The following is a 20,377-nucleotide window of genomic DNA, read 5'->3' on the forward strand; positions in this document are numbered from 1 at the left end:
GCGCTCAGACGTACTGGCTGCCGGGGGCGTCGACCCAGTCGCGGATGTAGGCGAGATCGGTGGGTGCAACGTCGATGAAGCGGAAGCCCGACCAGGCCTGGCCGGGGGCCGCGGCTTCGTCGGCCCAGAGTTCGTGTGCGCCGACTTCGATGGCGCGTTCGACACCGGTGTGGTCGGGCAGGCGGAAACGGAACTGGTAGAGCGCATCGTTCACCAGCGGCTGTTGCAGGATCAGCAGCATGCCCGATTCGGACAGATTGCTGAGCTTGCCGATCGGCAGCTCGGTCATGGTGTCGACGATCTCGACGTTGTAGCCCACCTTGCGGCGTCTGGCGCGGCGATAGTCATTCATGGCACGGGACTCGGGGCGGGTTGGCCGGCGAAGGAACGCAGGGCATTCATCACGGTGGTCCAGGCGCGATCGATCAAGGAGCCTTTTTCTTCCTGGATCACGCGCACCTGGCCTTGCACCATCATCCGCGCGAGGCTTTCCAGCGTGTGATCCTCGACTTTCTGGCCGCGGTGATTGACGAACAGGACATGGCCGGTGACCGTGCTGAACCACGACAGCCGGCGCCGGACCATGTCGCCTTGCTGGTTGGTGCGGAACTCGAACCAGCTGCCGAACGGCGTCTGCTTGAGCTGCTCGTAGCGCGCCTGTTCGGCGGCGGTGAGCGGCACCTTCTTTTCCTTCTTGGTCTTCAGGTCCTCGCCGAGGCGGGCGCGCGCCTTCAGGCGCATCGTGAGTTCGGTGCGGCTGGCGGCGTCGTCTTCATTGCCCGACAGCGGATGCACCAAGCGCTGCGCGATCGCATTGGCCTCGTCGCCCTGATAGCCGACCTGCGACAAGGCCTGCTCGATCTCGGCCTGCAAGCCGGCGTTGGCTTCGCCAAGCGCAGCCAGTTCGTCGGCGGGCGTACGCGCGATCTGGATCAGGCGTTCGGCGAATCCCAGCTGCTGCTTCCAGACATCGGAATCCTCGCCGTGACGCAGCGCGGTCAGTGCCATCACGTCGGTCCAGGCCTGGCTGAGCAGCGTCTGGGTGAAGCGTGGCAGGTTCTGTTGCTTGAGCAGGGACTCCATCGCCGCGGCGGCGCGTTCGCGCGCATGCGAAAGTTTTTCCTTGCCGCGTGCGGCTTCGACATGGCGGCGCTCGGCGACTTCGGCCTTGCGCGTGACGGTCTGCAGATGTGAGCTGAGGTCTTCGAGCAGGTTGCTGAAAAGGCCCATGTCGCCGTCGAATTCGCGAACCGTGCGGTCGACCACCGCATTCATCTTGTGGACGAGGTCCTCGTCGGCCTCGTCGTCGCTGAGCCAATACGCGCCGGTTTCGGCGATGGTATTGAGCATGAGCCGGGCCGGGTGCTGCTGCTTGGTGAAAAAGCCCTTGTCCTGCAGGGCCACGCGCAGCAGCGGCACCTGCAGTTTGGACAGCAGCATCGAAGCCGGACTGTTCGGCTTCACGTCCTTGAGGATGCTGTCGTAGAGCATGCCGACGAGATCGATCGCGTCGCCATCTTCCTCGGCCAGGGCCGGCGCGCTCTGGTCGGGCGCGGCCTGGCGCAGCATCGCCAGCATGTCCTGCTTGAGGTGGCCGACGCTGCGCATCACCGGCTTGCCCTTGTCCATCACCGGCGTCACCGCCTTGGCCTGCAGGCTGCCGAGGATGTCTTGCAACGCCGACGGCGTGGCGACGTGGGTGGGGCCGGTGTCGCGGCCGCGGTCGGAGCCGAGCTTGCCAAGCAGCTGGCGGCGGCCGGACAGCAGTTGCCGCATCAGCTGGAAATTTTCCTCGCCGGTGTTTTCGGCGTTCGCGCCTGCGGCCGGACCGGAGGAGCCGGGGCCGCTGGAGGGGCCGGCGCCCCAGCCGTCGTTGGGCGAGCCGGTGGCCGTAGCCGGCATCCCGGCACCGCTGCCATCGCCGCGCAGGCCTTCACTGGTGACCGGGCCATCGCTGGCATGCAGCTGCGCGCGCGCCGAACGGTTTTCCGGCAGGGGCGCCAGGCTCAGGCCGATCGACTCGGTGGCGTGGCCACCGCCGTGTCCGCCGCCGCCATAACCACCGCCACCACCGGAGTTGCCCGGCTGCGGCGGGGCAGGTGCGGCGGCTGGCGCGGCTTCGGCGGCGGGTTGCGATGCCGGGCGGGCACGCAAGGGCACGTATTGCAGGTGCGGCAGCACGCCGTTCTTGCACAGGAAGGTGTTCACCGCCTCGACCAGGCTGCCGTACATCGGCATCACCTGGCGGTCGAAGGCGCGCAGGAACATCAGGCGATGGTCATCGCTGAGCTCCAGGCAGTCGGAGGCGGTGCGCATCATCCGGCACAGTGCCTGCGGACCAATCGGAAGGGTTTCGGGGTCGAAGGCGGGGCGGCCGGCAAGCACGCCGAAACGCTGGCCCAGCAGGTAAAGCGGCAGGCTGTTGCGCAATTCCGCGCGGCTGGCCATCTCGATCAGGAAACTGGTTTCGTCCATTTCCAGTTCGTTGACCAGCGACAGCTCGCTGATGCCATGGCCGCGGCCCTGCATGAAGCTGTGCTTGTTCTGCGGCTCGCGCAGGTTGGCCAGTTCCGCTTCCAGGCTGATCAGGAAGCGCGGCACCAGGTCGTGACGGGTGCGCTTGATCAGCCGCTGCGATTCCAGCCAGCGCGTCTGCACCATGTTGCTGCGCGCCTGTTCGGCGAACTTGAAAAGCTGTTGTTCGAATTCGTTGAGCGTCGCGACGATGCCGCGTTCGAGCTCATCGGAGGTGAATTCCAGGATTCCCTCGAGCAGCGCGCGCACGCGCCGCGGCAGATGTCGCGATGCCAACGTGGGCATTGCCTGCGACTGGCTTCCCGATGCAGACATGCGGCGCTCCCGGATCCAGATCCCCACCCGGATTCTAGGCACAGCACAGGCCTCGCGACTAGGCCCAGATCACACGCCCGGAGGCCCGGGCGTGTGGCCGGTTTCCAATTATTTTGCGTTCCAGCGCACCGTTACCATCCCACTGCGACCGGGCGTGTTGTAACCGCTGACGAGCTCGTAATCGCGATCGGCGAGGTTTTCCACCCGCGCTTCGAACGACCAGGCCTGGTTGACCTGCCAGCCGGCGCGCAGGTCGAGACGACCATAGCCTTGCAAGGTGCTGCCGCCGAAATCCGGACGTGTGCCGAATGCACTGGCATCGAGACCGAACGACAGACCGTTGCCGAACAGGTAGCCGGCGCTGAGGTTGATCTTGCGCTTGGGTCGGCGCAGCAGCGCTTCGTCGCGGTTGATGTCGCGCGGGTTCTGCCAGGTGGCGTTGCCGTCGAAGCTGAAGCCGCCGCGGCGGGCGCCGTATTCGAGCTCCACGCCCTTGATCTCGGCCTTGGCGATGTTGATGTACTGCGTGTAGGTGTCGTCGAGTTCGATCAGGTCGTTGATGCGGTTGCGGTAGGCCGACATCGCCAGGTGCTGGCCGACGCTGAGCTGCCAGTCGAGACCAAGCTCCTGGTTGTTGGAGTGTTCCGGCAGCAGGTCCGGATTGCCGCGGCAGCAGCCGTAGACATCGGGGATGTACAGGTCGTTGAGGGTTGGCGCGTGGAAGCCCTGGCCCCAGCTCGCGCGCAACCGCAGCGTGTCGCTGAGCTGCCAGCCCCAGGCGGCGCTGCCGGTGCTGGTGCCGCCGAACTGGCTGTCGTCGTCGTGACGCAGGGTCAGTTGCAGCGTGTGTGCGCTGAACCGGCCGGACCAGGCGACGAAGCCGCCGAGGTCGCGACGTTTCCTGTCGAAGTATTCGCCGTAGAAATTGTCGGAGGCGCGGCCGGTGTCGCGGCTCCAGTTCAGGCCGGCCTGCACGCTCTGGTGTTCGCTAACCGCGAAGCTGTTGATCCAGTCGAGCGACACGCGCTGGCCGCCGAAAGACGAATCACCGAAGTCGGACGTGGTCTGGTTGTCGTCGTTGATCACGCCAACGGAGAGCTGGTGCGACCAGGATTTCGTCAACTCGCCCTGCAGGTTCGCGGCGATCGACTGCGTGCGTACATGTGAAACGCCTTGGTCGAATTCGACCTCGGCATCGGCGATGCGCGCGGTGGCGGCGAAACGCTGGCTGCCGATCTGGTTGATGAAGCGGAAGCTGCCGTGGGTGTTGTCGTAACCGTCGTCGTCGGCATTGAAGCTGAAATTGTTTTTGTTGGTCGCCGAGAAGCCGCGGCTGTGGTCGCTGCCGACCGCGAAACCGAAACGCACGTCGTGATCGCTGACGCCGAAGCCGGTGTCGACGCCGCTGCTGCCGTAGCTGCCGCCGCGTGCTTCGACATAGGCGGCGGTCGGGTCGCGGGTGAATATCTGGATCACGCCGCCGATCGCGTCGGAACCCCAGAGCGCAGCGCGCGGACCGCGCACGATTTCGATGCGTTCGATCTCCGCCAGCGGCAGGTGCGCGAAATCGAAAATGCCCTGCACGGTGCTGTTGGCGCGCAGGCCATCGATCAGCACCAGCGTGTGTTTGGAATTGCTGCCGCGGGTGAACAGCGTGTTGACGCCGCCGGTGCCGCCGGTGCGCACCAGGTCGAGACCGGCCTGACGTTGCAGAAGCACGAGAAGATCGGGCGCCTGGCTGGTTTCGATGTCCGCGCGGGTGATCACCGTGACCGAAGCAAGCGTCTGCTCGATCGGCTGTTCGATGCGATTGGCGGTGACCACGACGTTGTCGATGGTCTTGGCGTCCTCGGCCCGCGCGGTGCCCAGCAGGGAAAGGGAAATGGCCGCCGACAAGGCGGTGTTGCGAAGTACAAGGTTCATGCGTTCTCCTGAAGCGCTCACCCGCGTGGGAAAAGCAGCGGCGCAGGGAGAAGGACAAACGCGGACGCAGACAGCGTCAGAGTTGCCCCGTCGCCCTCCGCAACGTGCCATAAGGCCGCGCGTCCGGATGGACGACGCAGCGATGCCCAAGGCCGGTCTCCGGACTGGCCAGCGATGAGATTCAGGGAATCAAATCCGTCTTTCGCCTTCCCAGGCGTGGCCCAGTGGCATGTTGAAAGACTTTCTGGCTTACCGTTGCGGGGGCAGTGCCGGATTCACACCGGCTTCCCGAGCACCTGGGGCGCGCGGATTGTAAGGGAAGCCTCAGGTAGGAGCCAGCTTGCTGGCGACAGGACGAGGTTCGATCCACGCAAGCAAGCGAGTTTTGGGGTAGTTGCGGCTGCGGCAGGCCTAGTCGCCAGCAAGCTGGCTCCTACCGGGCCAATCGGGCGATCACTCGTCGCGATCGGCATCGAGGCGGTCGAAGCCGCCATCTTCGCCGGTGCGTAGATGCAGGCTGATCGGTCGGCAGCAGACCGGGCAATCCTCGACATAGTCGGCGCCGCCGGCCGACGCATCGACCAGCGCCTCGAAGCGTTCCCCGCAGAACGGGCAGGTGATATGGACGGAATCGAGCATGCGACGATTCTGCGCCGATTTCTTGGTCGGGATGTAGGAGCGGCGTGAGCAGCGATTTCTTGAAATGGCGTCGCGAATTGGGAAAATCGCGGCTCACGCCGCTCCTGCATCAAGCGCCAATCAATCGGGCAGGAACAACCCGATCACGTCGTTGGTGAAGCGGCGGCCGAGGTCGGTGGGGATGCAGCGGTCGTCCTGCGCTTCCAGCCAGCCCATCATTCGCGCGTGTTCGAGTCGTTTGGCGATGACGCTGCGCGCGAGCCCGGTACGCACTTCGAAATCCGCGAGCGAAAACCCTTCGACCAGACGCAGGGCATTGAGCATGTAATCGAAAGGACGATTTTCCGGCGCGATCGGATCGTCGCCGCCGATGCGCGCATCGCTATGCGCTCTTGCAAGAAAGTCGCGCGGGCCTTTCACTTTCCATCGCCGCAGGATTTCGCCGCTGGCGCCGGAGGAAATCTTGCCGTGCGCGCCGGCGCCGATGCCGAGGTAGTCGCCGAAGCGCCAGTAATTGAGGTTATGCGCGCATTGCCGGCCCGGCTGCGCGTACGCGGAGACTTCGTATTGCGCATAACCTGCCGCCGCCATCGTCGCGATGCAGTGCTCCTGCATGTCCCAGGCATCGTCTTCGAGCGGAATGCCTTGTGGCGGCTTCGCGGCGAATACTGTGTTCGGTTCCAGCGTCAGCTGGTAGTGGGAAAGATGCGCCGGGGCGAGCGCGATCGCGCGCTCGACATCATGCAAGGCCATCGCCAACGTCTGCTCCGGCAGCGCATACATCAGGTCGAGGTTGATGTTGTCGTAGCCGGCGTCCTGCGCCAACTTCACCGCGCGCTCGGCTTCACCACTGTCGTGGATGCGGCCAAGCCGCTGCAGGCAACCGTCGTCGAAGCTCTGGATGCCGAAGGAAATGCGGTTCACGCCGGCGGCGAGATAGTTTTCGAAGCGGCCATGCTCGGCGGTGCCGGGATTGCATTCCATGGTGATCTCGGCGTTCGGCGCGAAACGCAGGCGCGCGCTGGCGGCGTCGAGAATGCGGCCGATCGCTTCCGGTGCAAACAGGCTGGGTGTGCCGCCACCGAAAAAGACGCTGTGCACCGTGCGGCCCCAGACCAGCGGCAGATCCTGTTCGAGGTCGGCGACCAGCGCCGCGACGTAGTCATCGACCGGCAACTGTTCCGGCTGGTTGTGCGAATTGAAATCGCAGTACGGGCATTTGCGCACGCACCAGGGAATGTGGATGTAGAGCGAAAGTGGCGGCGGGATCAGCATGCGGAGATTGTCCCATGCGGCGGCGACGCTGTTGTAGGAGCGACGCCTTTGTAGGAGCGACGCCTTTGTAGGAGCGACGCCAGTCGCGATTCCCATCCTCGCGGTAGAAATCGCGACTGGCGTCGCTCCTACGGCGCCAGCGCAGCCAGTTTCTCGCGCAGTAGCGCCAGTGCGCGCCCGCGGTGGCTGACGCGATTTTTCACCTCCGCCGGCAATTGCGCGGCGGTGAGACCGAGGGCGGGATCGAAAAACACCGGGTCGTAGCCGAAACCGCCGTCGCCGCGCGGGGTTTCCAGGACGCGACCTTCCCAGAGACCTTCGGCGATAAGTGGCTGCGGGTCGTGCGGATGCCACAGCAGCACGATCACGGAAATGAAGCGCGCGCCGCGTTGTGCTTCCGGTATGCCGCGCAGCTCCGCGAGCAGCTTGCGGATGTTGGCGACGGCATCGCCGTGCACGCCGGCGTAGTGCGCACTGATCAACCCGGGCGCACCGTGCAATGCATCGACGATCAGGCCGGAATCGTCGGCGAGCGCCGGCAAACCAGTCATTGCGGCGGCATGCCGCGCCTTGATCAGCGCGTTCTCGATGAAGGTATAGCCATCCTCGATCGCATCCGGCACGCCGAGCTCGCCTTGCGTGACCAGTTCGAAACCGGCATCGGCAAGCAGCGGTTGCATCTCGGCGAGCTTGCCGCGATTGGAGGTGGCGAGGACGATTTTCTTCATGGGCATGGGAAGAGTTGAAAGCCTGTTTGTCATTCCCGCGGAGGCGGGAATCCAGCGTCTTTTGTTCAGTAAAGAAAAATCCGCAGGATCAAAGACACTGGATTCCCGCCTCCGCGGGAATGACAGGGTTCGGTAGTGCTTTTCAAATTCCCAGCGCCGCGCGCTGCATCGCCACCAGTTCGCCGACGCCTTTCTCGGCCAGCGCCAGCAACGCGTTCAATTCGTCGCGACGGAAGGCGTGGCCTTCGGCGGTGCCCTGCAATTCGATAAAGCCGCCACCGTCGTTCATCACGACATTCATGTCGGTGTCGCAGTTGGAATCCTCGGCGTAGTCGAGGTCGAGCACCGGCACGCCCTGGAAGATGCCGACGGAAATCGCGGCGATACCGCCGAGGATCGGATCGCGGCTGACGTCGCCACGTTTCTTCAACACCGAGATCGCATCGCAGAGTGCGACGTAGGCGCCGGTGATCGCTGCGGTGCGCGTGCCACCATCTGCCTGCAGCACGTCGCAGTCGAGGGTGATGGTGCGTTCGCCCAGCGCCTTGCGGTCGACGCAGGCGCGCAACGCGCGGCCGATCAGGCGCTGGATTTCCAGCGTGCGGCCGCCTTGTTTGCCATTCGCGGCTTCGCGGCCCATGCGTTCGTGCGTCGAGCGCGGCAGCATGCCGTATTCGGCGGTGACCCAGCCTTCGCCCTTGCCGCGCAGGAAACCCGGCACGCGATTCTCGACGCTGGCGGTACAGAGCACGCGGGTGTCGCCGAAGCTGATGAGCACCGAGCCTTCCGCATGCTTGGTGAATTGCCGCTCGATGCGCACGTCGCGCAACTGGTCGAAGGCGCGGCCGCTTGGCCGGGTTACGCTGGTCATGGTCTGATCCGACAAATCCTGGTCGGCTAGATTACCATTCACGTCCACATCGAGCCGGAGCCCCGCATGATCCGCAGCATGACCGCCTTCGCTGCCTGCGAACGCGCCGCCACCGGCGGCCAGCTCAGCTGCGAATTGCGTGCGGTCAATCACCGCTTCCTCGAGTTGTCGGTGCGTGCGCCGGAAGAATTGCGATCGATCGAGGCGCAGTTCCGCGAGCGCGTCGCCGGCAAGATCTCGCGCGGCAAGGTCGATGTGAGCTTCCGCTATCGTCCCAACGATGCAGCCGTCGCCGAGATCAAGCTCAACGACCGCCTGGTCAAACAGCTCGCCGACATGCACCAGCGCCTGAGCGGGCAATTTCCGCAGATGCGCCTGCAATTCACCGAGTTGCTGCGCTATCCCGGCGTGGTCGAGGAAGAAGCGTTCGATCAGGCCGGCCTGCAATCCGAGGCGATGGCGCTGCTCAACGACACCATCGCGCAGTTCGTGACCTCGCGCGAACGCGAAGGCGCCAATCTCGCGGCGGTGATGAACGAGCGCATCGATGGCATCGAGCGCATCGTCGGCCAGGTGAAGCAGTGGCTGCCGGAAATCCGCGCCGCCTTGCGCGCGAAGATGGAAGTGAAAATCGCCGACCTCAAGCTGCCGCTGGATCCGGGGCGGCTGGAGCAGGAAGTGGTGTTGAACCTGCAGAAGATCGATGTCGACGAGGAACTCGATCGCCTCGGCAGCCATATCGCCGAAGCGCGACGCATTTTCGGGCTGCCGGAGGCGGTCGGCCGACGCCTGGATTTCCTCATGCAGGAATTCAATCGCGAGGCCAATACGCTGGGCTCGAAGTCCGTCGATGCGCGCACCACGCAGGCGGCGGTCGAATTGAAAGTATTGATCGAGCAATTGCGCGAGCAAGTCCAGAATCTGGAGTGAGCCGATGCGTGGGACCCTTTATGTCGTCGCGGCGCCTTCCGGCGCGGGCAAATCCAGTCTGGTCAATGCGGTGCTGGCGCGCGAGCCGGGCATCGCGCTGTCGATCTCGTTCACGTCGCGGCAGCCGCGGCCGGGCGAGCGCCACGCCCAGCACTACCATTTCGTCAGCAAGGAAGAATTCGAGCGGATGATCGCTGCTGGCGATTTTTTCGAATCCGCGCTGGTGCATGGCGACTACAAGGGCACGGCGCGGCAATCGGTGGAGCCGCAACTCGCCGCCGGCAAGGACGTGCTGCTGGAGATCGACTGGCAGGGCGCGCGCCAGGTCCGCGAGAAGATGCCTGACTGCGTGAGCGTGTTCATCCTGCCGCCGTCGCGGGACGCGCTGAAGACCCGCATGCTCAACCGCGGCCAGGATTCCGATGCGGTGATCGCCCGGCGCCTGGCGGCCGCGCGCGAGGAAATATCGCATTACGGCGAGTTCGACTATGTGCTGGTGAACGAGCACTTCGACGCCGCCGCCGCCGAGCTGCGCTCGATCTTCGTTGCCCAGCGCCTGCGTCGGACGGCCCAGGAGGAGCGGCATGCGGCGCTGATCCAGGCCTTGCTCGGGGCGTCCTGAGCGGCCAGGGTTTGAACCGGGCAGCCCGGCTCGCGTATAATGCGCAGTTCAGCGTAACTCATTGATTTTGTGGGCTGGCCTGTCCGGCCGGTTCCACCCAGGAGACTGTATGGCCCGCATCACCGTGGAAGACTGCCTGTCCGTCGTGGACAACCGCTTCGAGCTGGTCCTGATGGCCTCCAAGCGCGCCCGTCAGCTCGCCAAGGGCGTCGAGCCCGTCCTCGACAACAGCGAGCACCAGGACAAGCCGACCGTGTTGGCCCTGCGCGAAATCGCCAGCCGCCGGATCGATCTGACGGTGATCGAGGAAGTGGAAAAGTCCGAGCGCGAACGCGCCGAACGCGAAGCCCTCGAGTGGGCCGCCGCCGAAGTCGTCGATGACGACCTGTCCAAGGGTGGCGACGACTAAGCCGCTCCGACAGATTGGCGATAGCAAAAAACGGCCCCTCGGGGCCGTTTTTGTTTGCGCCAGCGCGCATTGAAGGCATCCCCGCGCCCGCGTACGCTCCGGGGATGACCCGTATGCACACCACCGTCGACCCGGCGCGCGCGCCTTGTCCGGACCCCTGTCCGGAAGCGGTGCGCGGGCTCGAAGCCAAGCTCGCCGAATACCTGACCGAAGCACAGGTGCTGTCGGTGCGACGCGCCTACCAGGTCGGCGCCAGCGCCCATGAAGGGCAGACGCGCAAATCCGGCGAGCCATACATCACGCATCCGGTAGCAGTCGCCAGCATCCTCGCCGACCTGCGCATGGACGCTGAGACCCTGTGCGCGGCGATCCTGCACGACACCCTCGAAGACACGCCGCTGCCGCGCGCGGCGATCGTCGCCGAATTCGGCGAGGCGGTCGCCGAGCTCGTCGACGGCGTCACCAAGCTCGACAAGATCCAGTTCCGCGACAAGCAGGAAGCGGTGGCGGAAAGTTTCCGCAAGATGATGCTGGCGATGTCGCGCGATCTGCGCGTCATCCTGATCAAGCTCGCCGACCGTCTGCACAACATGCGCACGCTCGATGCGATGAGTCCGGAATCGCGTCGGCGCATCGCCCGCGAAACCCTAGAGATCTATGCGCCGATCGCCCAGCGCCTGGGCATGAACCGGATCAAGTCCGAACTGCAGGACCATGGTTTCCGCGCGCTGCATCCGCTGCGCCACAAGGTCATCGCCAAGCACATCGCCAGCCAGCCGGTGATGCGGCGCGAGGCGATGGCGACGCTGGAAGCGCAGATCGCGCATCGTCTCGCGCAGGAAGCGCTGCCGTTCCGGCTGATCGGGCGGGTCAAGGCGCCGTGGAGCATCTACAGCAAGATGCGTGAGGAAAACAAAAGCCTCGACCAGGTGATGGATGTATTCGGTTTCCGCCTGGTCGTGCAAAAGGTGATGCAGTGTTACCTGGCACTGGGCGCGGTGCATTCTATGTTCAAGCCGCTGGACGCGCGCTTCCGCGATTTCATCGCGATCCCGAAAGCCAATGGTTACCAGAGCCTGCACACGGTGCTGTTCGGCCCGTATGGCTCACCGGTCGAGGTGCAGATCCGTACCGAGGAAATGGACCTGATCGCCGAACGCGGCATCGCCGCGCACTGGTTGTACAAAAACATCGGCCAGGGCATGAACAACGCCCAGATCCGCGCCCAGGACTGGGTGCGCAATCTGATGGACAGCCAGGAATCGGCGGCGTCGTCGTTGGAGTTTCTCGAAAACGTCAAGGTCGACCTGTTTCCCGACGAGGTCTATCTGTTCACGCCCAAGGGCGACATCTTCGCGCTGCCGCGCAACGCCACCACGCTCGACTATGCCTATGCGGTGCATACCGACGTGGGCAATCATGCGGTCGCCGCGCGCGTCGACAAGAAACTCGTGCCGTTGCGCACGAAACTGATCAGCGGTCAGACCGTGGAGATCATCACCGCGCCCTCGGCGACGCCGGGCCCGCAGTGGCTGGAATTCGTGGTGTCGAGCAAGGCGCGCACGGCGATCCGGCATCACCTCAAGCGCCTCGAACACGAGGACGCGGTCGATCTTGGCCACCGCATGCTCGATCGCGCGCTGGAAATCTGCGACAGCTCGCTCGATCGCGTGCCGACCGAAAAACTGGAGCAGTTCCTTGCCGAGCATCGCTATCGCCGCCTCGAGGAGCTGCTGGCCGATATCGCGCTGGGCAACCGCATGCCGGCGCAGGTTGCGCAGGTGCTGACCCAGGGCGAGACCGCCGAGCTGCCGCTGCGCAGCGGAAAATTCGCCAGTGGCGAACAGATCAAGATCACCGGCAGCGAGCGCGGCGTGCTGACTTTCGCCGGCTGCTGCTATCCGATCCCGGGCGACGACATCATGGGCTACATCACCGCCGGCAAGGGCGTGGTGGTGCATCGCGCCGACTGCCCGAACGTCGTCGAGTACCGCAAGCATCCCGAGCGCTGCGTGCCGATGGCCTGGGACCGCTACGTCGAAGGCGACTATCGCGCGGCGCTGCATATCGAGGTCGACAACAAGCCCGGCGTGCTCGCGCAGGTGGCGGCGGCGGTGGCCGAAAGCGATTCCAATATCGATTCCGTCGAGTATCGCGAACGCGATCTGCGCATCTCCGTGATGGAGTTCGGCATCGAAGTGCGCAACCGCAAGCACCTGGCCGACGTGATCCGGCGCGTGCGGCGGTTGAACGTGGTGCACGGGGTGGAGAGGAAGTGAGGGGGTGAACGGTGAGCGGTGAGCGGTGAAATTTTTGCTCGTCATCCTCGCGAAGGCGGGGATCCAGTGTCTTTGTTTGTCCTTACTTCGAGGGTGATTAAAAAGTCACTGGATCCCCGCCTTCGCGGGGATGACGAAGGCCCATATGCTTTTCGCCGCTCACCGCTCACCGCTCACCGCTCACCGCTCACCGCTCACCGCTCACCGCTCACCGTACTCACCCACCCGCGCTAAACTCCGACTTCGTCCACGCGAGATCCCGCCCATGCCTCGTCAGCCCATCGCTACCGACCGTGCTCCTGCCGCCATCGGGCCGTATTCGCAGGCGGTGCGCCGCGGAAACATGGTTTTTCTTTCTGGGCAGATTCCGCTCGACCCTGCCACTGGGCAGCTCGTCGATGGCGATATCGCGACCAAAGCGCGCCGCGTGTTCGACAACCTCCAGGCAGTCTGCGCAGCGGCAGGCGGATCGCTCGACGATGTCGTGCGCGTCGGCATCTACCTCACCGACCTCGGCGATTTCGCGGCCGTCAATGCGGTGATGGCGGACTATTTCACGGCGCCGTATCCGGCGCGTTCGACCATCGAAGTCTCCGGCCTGCCGAAAGGCGCGCAGGTCGAGGTGGACGCCATTCTCGCGTTCGACTGAGTGATCCGACGCGCCAATCCTGCAGCCCTGGAAGCGGCGTTTGCGCCCGCGGGCGATGCGTCGGTGAAATCCTTGCCGGGCGTGGGTCCGGCGGTGGCGGAGAAACTCGCGGCACGCGGCCTGCTGACCTTGCAGGACCTGTGGCTGCACTTGCCGTTGCGTTACGAAGACCGGACGCAGATCACCGCGATCCATGCGCTCGTGCCGGGGCAGCCGGCGCAGATCGAGGGCCGCGTCGAAGCGGTGGAGCGCGGGTTTCGCTATCGACCGATGCTGCGCGTCGCGATCGGCGACGATTCCCGCGCGACGGTCACGCTGCGTTTTTTCCATTTCAGCGGCAGCCAGGCTGCGCAATTCCTGCCGGGTCGACGCCTGCGGTGTTATGGCGAAGCAAGGCCGGGGTCGCACGGACTGGAGATGGTGCATCCGAGTTACCGCTTTCTCGCCGATAGCGATGCCGGCGAGCTGCGCGAGTCGCTGGATCCGGTCTATCCGGCGATTGAAGGCATCGGGTCGCAGACGATCGCCAAGCTCATCGGCGAGGCATTGCGGCGACTGCCAGCGGCGGAATCGTTGGAATTGTTGCCGCAGCCATTGCTCGCCTCGCTCGATCTGCCATTGCTGCGCGAAGCTTTGCTGATCGCGCACCGTCCGCCGCCCGATACCGATGTATCGCTGTTCACCAGTGGCCGCCATCCTTCGTTGCAGCGGCTGGCGCTGGAAGAAATGCTCGCGCACCATCTCAGCCTCCGACGTCAGCGCATCGCCCTGCGCGCGCATGGCGCGGTGGCGATCAAGTCGCCGGGTGCGCTGAGCAAACGGTTGCTCGCGCAGCTTCCGTACAAATTGACCAAGGCGCAGCAGCGCGTGTTCAAGGAAGTCGCTGCGGACATACAGCAGCCGGTGCCGATGCTGCGGCTGGTGCAGGGCGATGTCGGCAGCGGAAAAACCGTGGTGGCGGCGCTCGCGGCCTTGCGCGCAGTCGAGGCCGGCAAGCAGGTCGCGCTGATGGCGCCGACGGAATTGCTGGCGGAGCAGCATCTTGGAAATTTTCGCGCGTGGTTCGAGCCGCTCGGCCTGCGCGTGGTCTGGCTGGCGGGAAAGGTCACCGGCAAAGCGCGTGCGGCAGTGCTTGCCGAGATCGCTTCCGGCGCCGCTGATGTGGTCGTCGGCACGCACGCCCTGATGCAGGATGCCGTGGCGTTCAACGATCTGGCGCTGGCGATCGTCGATGAACAGCATCGCTTCGGTGTGCACCAGCGCTTGGCGCTGCGCGACAAGGGGCTGGCCGGCAGCAAAGTGCCGCATCAATTGGTGATGACGGCGACGCCGATCCCGCGCACGCTGGCGATGTCGGCTTACGCCGATCTCGATGTTTCGGTGATCGACGAAATGCCGCCGGGTCGTACGCCGGTGACCACGGTCGCCGTGACCGGCGAGCGCCGCGGCGAGGTCATCGAACGTATCCGTGCCGCCTGCGTCGAAGGGCGGCAGGTTTATTGGGTGTGCACGTTGATCGACGAGAGCGATGAAGTCGAAGCGCAGTCCGCGCAGACGACCTACGAAGCATTGGTGGCTACCTTGCCGCAACTGCGCATCGGCCTGCTGCACGGACGTATGAAGCCGGTCGACAAGCAGGCGGTGATGGCGCGTTTCAAGGTCGGCGAATTGCAGTTGCTGGTTGCGACGACAGTGATCGAAGTCGGCGTCGACGTGCCCAATGCCAGCCTGATGGTGATCGAGAACGCCGAGCGCCTTGGACTGGCGCAGCTGCACCAGTTGCGCGGGCGCGTTGGGCGCGGCGCGCAGGCGTCGAGTTGCGTGCTGATGTTCAAGCCGCCGCTGTCGCAGATGGCGCGCGAGCGTCTGGAGGTGATGCGCCGGACCACGGATGGCTTCGTGATCGCGGAAAAAGACCTGGAATTGCGCGGACCCGGCGAATTGCTCGGCACGCGCCAGACCGGACTGGCCGGGTTTCGCATCGCCGACCTGATGCGCGACGCACATCTGTTGCCGACGGTGCATCGCGCCGCGGAAATGTTGCTGGCCGAATCGCCCGCGCTCGCCGATCGCGTGGTGGAGCGTTGGGTAGGTAGCGCCGCGCGCTTTGCCGGCGCCTGATTTTCGAAAACGAACGGGAATGTCATGAACGAATCGAAGCGAAAGATCCCCCTGCTGATCGACACCGATCCTGGCGTCGACGATGCCCTGGCGTTATTGATGGCTTTCGAGGATCCGGATCATCAGCTGCTCGGGCTGACCATCGCGGCCGGCAACGTCGGGCTCAAGCACACGGTCGCCAACGCGCTGAAGCTCTGCGAGATCGCCGGGGTCGACGTGCCGGTGTACGCGGGTTGCCCGGTGCCGCTGGTGCATGAGGCCGAGGACGCTGCCTATGTGCATGGTCTCGATGGCTTTGGCGACACCAATTATTCGCCTGCAGCCAGGCAGCCGGAGGCCGAGCACGCGGCGCTGGCGATCATCCGGCTGGCCAAACAGTACGAAGGCGAGCTGCTGCTGGTGACGCTGGGGCCGCTGACCAACCTCGCGCTGGCGCTGCGACTGGATCCGGCGTTGCCGTCGCGGATCGCGCGGCTGGTGGTGATGGGCGGCGCGGTGACCGGACTGGGCAACACGTCCATCCCGGCAGAGTTCAACATCGCATTCGACCCGGAGGCGGCGGATATCGTGTTTCGGGCGTTCCCGCGCTTCGATCTGGTCGATTGGGAGGCGGTGCTGCGGCACGGATTCCTGCACACCGATTTCGAAGATTGGCTGGCTCGCGGGGATGCCCGCGCGCATTTCTACGACGGAATTTCCCGCAAGACCCGCGAATGGTCCGAGGGCAAGCGCGGCGCGCACTGGCATTCCGCCGATGCGCTGGCGATGGTCGCGGCACTGGCTCCTGGCGGGATCACCCGGCGCGAGGTCAGGCCGATCCGGGTCGAGACCGAAGGACGGCTCAGCCGCGGTGCGACGCCGGTCGATTGGTCCCAGCGCACCGGCCAGGCGGCCAACGCCGGGATCGTCATGGACTACGACCAGGCCGCTTTCGAGGCCCGGATCCGGGCCTGCCTGGGGGTCTGAGCCCCTTTCCCCGCGGGCTTCTGCCGATTTATCGGTCGATCGACTTGCGGCGCGGGGGGTGGCATGGCTAGAATAGCGGTCTTTTCCACGAATCTCGCCGGGACTTTCCATGAAGGCCGACATCCATCCGAGCTACAACGCCGTCGTCTTCCAGGACGTCACTTCCGATTTCTCCTTCCTGACCCGCTCCACGCTTTCGAGCAAGGAAAAGATCAAGTGGGAAGACGGTCAGGAATATCCGCTGATCAAGGTCGAAATTTCGTCCGCCACGCACCCGTTCTACACGGGCAAGCAGCGCGTCAGCGACACCAGCGGCCGCATCGACAAGTTCAACAAGCGCTACACCAAGTAATACCGGCACGGGCTGCGTCCCGCGCCATCGGCGATCCTGCCAAGCAGGATCCGAAAGTATCGACAACGGCCACCCATGCGGTGGCCGTTTGTTTTTGTGCGCCAGTGCCGGCATTCGCCATTGCGGCCTGCCGTCATGGCTGGCATCGCGCTGACTTGCGCAAATACCCTATGCGATACTTGCGGCTTGGCTGACGCCTTCCGGCGATGGTCCGATTTCCTGTCAGCGGGCGTCGCCAATGTCGCGGCGGCCGCATAGCCTTCAAGGAGTGTTGCCCGTGTCCGACACCAAGAGCGTGATCCTCAACGCCGGCGCCAAGAACGTCGAACTGCCCCTGCTCAGCGGCACCCTCGGCCCCGACTGCGTCGACATCGGCAAGCTCTACAAGGAGACCGGCAACTTCACCTACGACCCGGGCTTCATGTCCACTGCCAGCTGCCGCAGCGCCATCACCTACATCGATGGCGACGCCGGCGTGCTGATGTATCGCGGCTACCCGATCGAGCAGCTGGCCAAGCATTCCAACTTCCTCGAAGTCAGCTACCTGCTCATGCACGGCGATCTGCCCAACAAGGCCGAGTTCGCTGCGTTCGAACACGAAGTGACGCATCACACGATGATGCACGAGGCCTTCCGCACCTTCCTCTACGGCTTCCGTCACGACGCGCATCCGATGGCGATGATGACCGGCATGCTCGGTTCGCTGGCGGCGTTCTACCACGGCGACCTGGATCTCGATGATCCCGAGCAGCGCCGCCTCGCGGCGATTCGCCTGCTGGCCAAGGTGCCGACGATCGCCGCCGCCTGCCATCGCTACTCGATCGGCTGGCCGATCCGTTATCCGCGCAACAACCTCGAATACGTCGACCGCTTCCTGCACATGATGTTCGAAGTGCCCAGCGAGCCGCTGACCATGAAGCCGGTCGCCGCGCGCGCGCTCGACCTGCTTTTCATCCTGCATGCCGACCACGAGCAGAACGCTTCGACCTCGACGGTGCGTCTGGTCGGTTCCACCGGCGCCAATCCCTATGCCTGCGTCGCCGCCGGCGTGGCGGCGCTCTGGGGGCCGGCGCACGGCGGCGCTAACGAGGCCGTGCTCGAGATGCTCAAGGAAATCGGCCGCCCGGAAAACGTGCAGTCGGCGATCGACAAGGCCAAGGACAAGAATTCCGGCTTCCGCCTGATGGGCTTCGGCCACCGTGTCTACAAGAATTTCGATCCGCGCGCGAAGATCATCCGCGAGATGTGCCATCAGGTGCTCGCCGAACTCGGCGTCAACGACCCGTTGCTGGAAGTGGCGATGAAACTCGAGGAAGCCGCGCTCAAGGACGAATACTTCATCCAGCGCAAGCTCTATCCGAACGTCGATTTCTACTCCGGCATCATCTACAAGGCGCTGGGCATCCCGACCGAGATGTTCACCGTGATGTTCGCGATCGCGCGCACCGCCGGCTGGGTGTCGCACTGGCTGGAGCAGCAGGTCGATCCGGAAAACAAGATCGGCCGCCCGCGCCAGATCTACACCGGCTCGGTTGCGCGCGACTATCTGCCGCTCGAGCAGCGCTGAGTTTGGTGTAACGTGGCGTGACGAAAAAGCCCCGCGATGCGGGGCTTTTTTTGCTTTTGTAGGAGCGGCGTGAGCCGCGATTTCTCCAATCCGCGTCAGCAATTTGGAAGAAATCGCGGCTCACGCCGCTCCTACAAGGTTCCGTCGGCCAGCAGATCGCGCAACGTCGTCATCGACGCACGCCGCATCGGCTTTCCATCCACCGGGCTCAGTGGCGCCTGCCGCAAGAGCGTGGTCGGCAGCACCGTGATCTCGAAGGCGACGCCATCGGCGGAAAAACACCACTCCGGGAAGTCGCCGTCGCGTTCGCGATCCAGGCGTAGGCGGCGTGTCCGCGCCTGTGCGGGGATGTCGGCGTCGATCAGGAAGCGCGCCACGGCATCGGCGTCATCGTCGTACAGGTGCAGACAGACGGCGGTATGGCCATCGGCGCTGCCGTCGAGCACGCTGCCTACGAGGCGTGGCTCGAAACGCTCGAAGAAAGTCATCGCCTTGAGCGCGGCTTCGCGGCGCCGGTGCAGCTCCCGGGGCTGATCCGCATTCTGGAAGAGCCGCTGGTATTCCCGCAGTTGCTCCTCGATCTCGCTGTTGCGCGGCAGCGCGGCTTCATCGCTGATGCCCAATCGCTGAGCGGCCTTGATTTTTGCCTGGTGGTAGTCGGCGAGGCCGGTGGTGGCCATCAGTCGCGCCGCCTCGAACGCCACCCGTCGGCGGCGTTCCTGGTTCAGGGCTGGCGTCTGGCGATGGTCCGTACGACGCATCGCCGATTCACCGGCGTGCGGTGGCGGAAAACCTAGAAGACATCGAAAGAGGCTTCCTCGGCCGCGTTGCCGTTGTAGTCCTGGACATAACCGGTGGAGATGATGCGGTCGTAGTCTTCCTGTTTCATGAAGTCCTTGAGCGCGCCCGGCGTGCCATCCGGTAGCAGATTGCCGCTGCCGGCACTGATCGCGACGGTGACGATGCCGGCGGGCGGCGTCTGGTCGCTGATCGGCACATCCTTGAGCGCGCTGCGCATGTAGCTGATCCAGATCGGCAACGCGGCCTTGCCGCCGTATTCGCGATAGCCCAGCGATTGGAAATTGTCGTTGCCGACCCAGACCGTCGTCACGAGATCACCGCCGAAGCCTGAAAACCAGGCATCGCGGTGGTCATTGGTGGAGCCGGTCTTGCCGCCGATATCGACACGGTTGAGCACTTTCGCGGCAGTCGCCGTGCCGCGCAGCACCACGTCGCGCATCAGCGAACTGGTGAGGAAAGCGGTGCGTTCGTCGATCGCGCGCGGCGCCAGCGCCAGTGTCGACGGGCCGACGAACGTGGGGTCGAATTTCGCGGTTTGCGGCGCCGGGTTCGTGCTGGTCGGCCCGGCGGCGCTGAGGTCGAAACCATCGACCACCACCGCCGTGCGTTCTTCGCGCGCCAGCCGTTCTGCGCAGGCGCGGCAGGCGCGCGGCGCATGCGTGAAAGCGATGGTGACGCCGTTGCGATCGACGATCCTGCTGATGAAATATGGGTCGATCAGATAGCCGCCATTGGCGAATACCGAATAGCCGCGTGCCATCGAAATCGGCGTGAGCGAGGCCGTACCCAGCGACATAGAAAGATTCGCCGGCAAGCTTTCGATCTTGAAGCCGAATTGCGTGATGTATTTGCGCGCGAAATCGACGCCGATGGCATCGAGCAGACGCACCGAGACGAGATTGCGCGATTGCACCATCGCTTCGCGCAAGCGCATCGGGCCGGCGAAGGTGGCGTTGTCGTTCTGCGGACGCCAGACATGGCCGGCGCGATCTTTGAACACCACCGGCGCGTCCAGGACGATGCTCGCCGGCGTGTAGCCGCGCTCGAATGCCGCCGAGTAGACGTAGGGTTTGAAGCTCGATCCCGGCTGGCGCTGCGCCTGCGTGGCGCGGTTGAATTTGCTGCGCGAATAACTCAGGCCGCCGATGATGGCGCGCAGGGCACCGTCTTCCGGCGCGATCGACACAAGCGCGGCTTCGGCCTTGGGCAATTGCGCGAGTTCGAAGACGCCGGGCTTTTCGGTGACCAGCAAACGCACGACATCGCCGCGCTTGAGCAAGGCGGCCGGGCTGCGTCCGGTCCAGCGGCTCGCAGCCGGATCGAGCGTGATCGGCTCGGCAGCCGCGGTGACTACAATCGCGGAGTCGCCGGCAATAGCGGAAACAATCGCCACTG

General features: G+C 64.8%; 18 protein-coding genes and 1 riboswitch. Of the genes, 9 read left to right on the forward strand and 9 right to left on the reverse strand.

The genetic code is table 11. The features are described from left to right. Positions 1-4: 4 nt before the first annotated feature. The 7 genes from VKM35_RS12350 to rph all read right to left on the reverse strand — a co-directional run bounded on the left by VKM35_RS12350 (position 5) and on the right by rph (position 8,286). A complete protein-coding gene (locus VKM35_RS12350; RefSeq protein ID WP_324321319.1) occupies positions 5-352 on the reverse strand; it encodes a PilZ domain-containing protein in 348 nt (115 codons plus the stop codon). Continuing rightward, on the reverse strand, positions 349-2,850 hold the full coding sequence (locus VKM35_RS12355; protein ID WP_324321320.1) for a DUF1631 domain-containing protein: 2,502 nt from the start codon (positions 2,848-2,850) through the stop codon (positions 349-351). Before VKM35_RS12355 ends, VKM35_RS12350 begins: the two co-directional genes overlap by 4 nt. 108 nt (positions 2,851-2,958) lie before the next feature. After that, on the reverse strand, positions 2,959-4,773 hold the full coding sequence (locus VKM35_RS12360; protein ID WP_324321322.1) for a TonB-dependent receptor domain-containing protein: 1,815 nt from the start codon (positions 4,771-4,773) through the stop codon (positions 2,959-2,961). A 133-nt stretch (positions 4,774-4,906) separates the two neighbouring features. Beyond that, positions 4,907-5,088, reverse strand: a riboswitch (cobalamin riboswitch). A gap of 138 nt (positions 5,089-5,226) precedes the next feature. Beyond that, positions 5,227-5,412 (reverse strand): CPXCG motif-containing cysteine-rich protein, encoded by a 186-nt coding sequence (locus VKM35_RS12365; RefSeq protein ID WP_324321323.1) that lies wholly within the window; start codon positions 5,410-5,412, stop codon positions 5,227-5,229. 120 nt (positions 5,413-5,532) lie between these two features. Beyond that, the gene (gene hemW, locus VKM35_RS12370; protein ID WP_324321324.1) at positions 5,533-6,687 is read right to left on the reverse strand and encodes a radical SAM family heme chaperone HemW; all 1,155 of its coding nucleotides are present in this window, start codon (positions 6,685-6,687) and stop codon (positions 5,533-5,535) included. Between the two features lie 128 nt (positions 6,688-6,815). Then, positions 6,816-7,415, reverse strand: a complete 600-nt coding sequence (gene rdgB / locus VKM35_RS12375) for an RdgB/HAM1 family non-canonical purine NTP pyrophosphatase (protein WP_324321325.1) — start codon at positions 7,413-7,415, stop codon at positions 6,816-6,818. Positions 7,416-7,557: 142 nt separating this feature from the next. Then, positions 7,558-8,286, reverse strand: a complete 729-nt coding sequence (gene rph, locus VKM35_RS12380; RefSeq protein WP_324321326.1) for a ribonuclease PH — start codon at positions 8,284-8,286, stop codon at positions 7,558-7,560. Positions 8,287-8,352: 66 nt separating this feature from the next. Here rph and VKM35_RS12385 point away from each other — a divergent pair, with 66 nt between their 5' ends. The 9 genes from VKM35_RS12385 (at position 8,353) to VKM35_RS12425 (ending at position 18,181) form a co-directional block, all read left to right on the forward strand. After that, positions 8,353-9,216: a YicC/YloC family endoribonuclease gene (locus tag VKM35_RS12385; protein WP_324321327.1), complete on the forward strand. Its 864-nt coding sequence runs from the start codon at positions 8,353-8,355 to the stop codon at positions 9,214-9,216. Positions 9,217-9,220: 4 nt separating this feature from the next. After that, entirely contained in the window at positions 9,221-9,838 is a 618-nt protein-coding gene (gmk, locus tag VKM35_RS12390) for a guanylate kinase (RefSeq protein WP_324321328.1), read from the forward strand. A 109-nt stretch (positions 9,839-9,947) separates the two neighbouring features. Continuing rightward, a complete protein-coding gene (gene rpoZ, locus VKM35_RS12395) occupies positions 9,948-10,247 on the forward strand; it encodes a DNA-directed RNA polymerase subunit omega (protein WP_324321329.1) in 300 nt (99 codons plus the stop codon). A 104-nt stretch (positions 10,248-10,351) separates the two neighbouring features. Beyond that, positions 10,352-12,526, forward strand: coding sequence for a bifunctional (p)ppGpp synthetase/guanosine-3',5'-bis(diphosphate) 3'-pyrophosphohydrolase (locus VKM35_RS12400; RefSeq protein WP_324321330.1), 2,175 nt, complete (start codon positions 10,352-10,354; stop codon positions 12,524-12,526). A gap of 265 nt (positions 12,527-12,791) precedes the next feature. Then, positions 12,792-13,175 (forward strand): RidA family protein, encoded by a 384-nt coding sequence (locus VKM35_RS12405; RefSeq protein ID WP_324321331.1) that lies wholly within the window; start codon positions 12,792-12,794, stop codon positions 13,173-13,175. A 3-nt stretch (positions 13,176-13,178) separates the two neighbouring features. After that, positions 13,179-15,296 carry an ATP-dependent DNA helicase RecG gene (recG, locus tag VKM35_RS12410; protein WP_414636655.1) on the forward strand — a complete coding sequence of 706 codons (2,118 nt, stop codon included), beginning with the start codon at positions 13,179-13,181 and terminating at the stop codon, positions 15,294-15,296. A gap of 24 nt (positions 15,297-15,320) precedes the next feature. Beyond that, positions 15,321-16,262 (forward strand): nucleoside hydrolase, encoded by a 942-nt coding sequence (locus VKM35_RS12415; RefSeq protein ID WP_324321332.1) that lies wholly within the window; start codon positions 15,321-15,323, stop codon positions 16,260-16,262. Positions 16,263-16,371: 109 nt separating this feature from the next. Further along, on the forward strand, positions 16,372-16,614 hold the full coding sequence (locus VKM35_RS12420) for a type B 50S ribosomal protein L31 (RefSeq protein ID WP_324321333.1): 243 nt from the start codon (positions 16,372-16,374) through the stop codon (positions 16,612-16,614). A gap of 277 nt (positions 16,615-16,891) precedes the next feature. Further along, on the forward strand, positions 16,892-18,181 hold the full coding sequence (locus tag VKM35_RS12425) for a citrate synthase (RefSeq protein WP_324321334.1): 1,290 nt from the start codon (positions 16,892-16,894) through the stop codon (positions 18,179-18,181). Between the two features lie 131 nt (positions 18,182-18,312). On the opposite strand, the gene VKM35_RS12430 is transcribed toward VKM35_RS12425, so the two are convergent. Next, positions 18,313-18,942: a hypothetical protein gene (locus tag VKM35_RS12430; protein WP_324321335.1), complete on the reverse strand. Its 630-nt coding sequence runs from the start codon at positions 18,940-18,942 to the stop codon at positions 18,313-18,315. Positions 18,943-18,974: 32 nt separating this feature from the next. Further along, positions 18,975-20,377: penicillin-binding transpeptidase domain-containing protein (locus VKM35_RS12435; protein ID WP_324321336.1), on the reverse strand; the 1,403-nt coding region annotated here is incomplete at its 5' end.

The sequence above is a fragment of the Arenimonas sp. genome (genome assembly GCF_035312645.1).
In the GTDB taxonomy this organism is placed as follows: Bacteria; Pseudomonadota; Gammaproteobacteria; order Xanthomonadales; family Xanthomonadaceae; genus Arenimonas.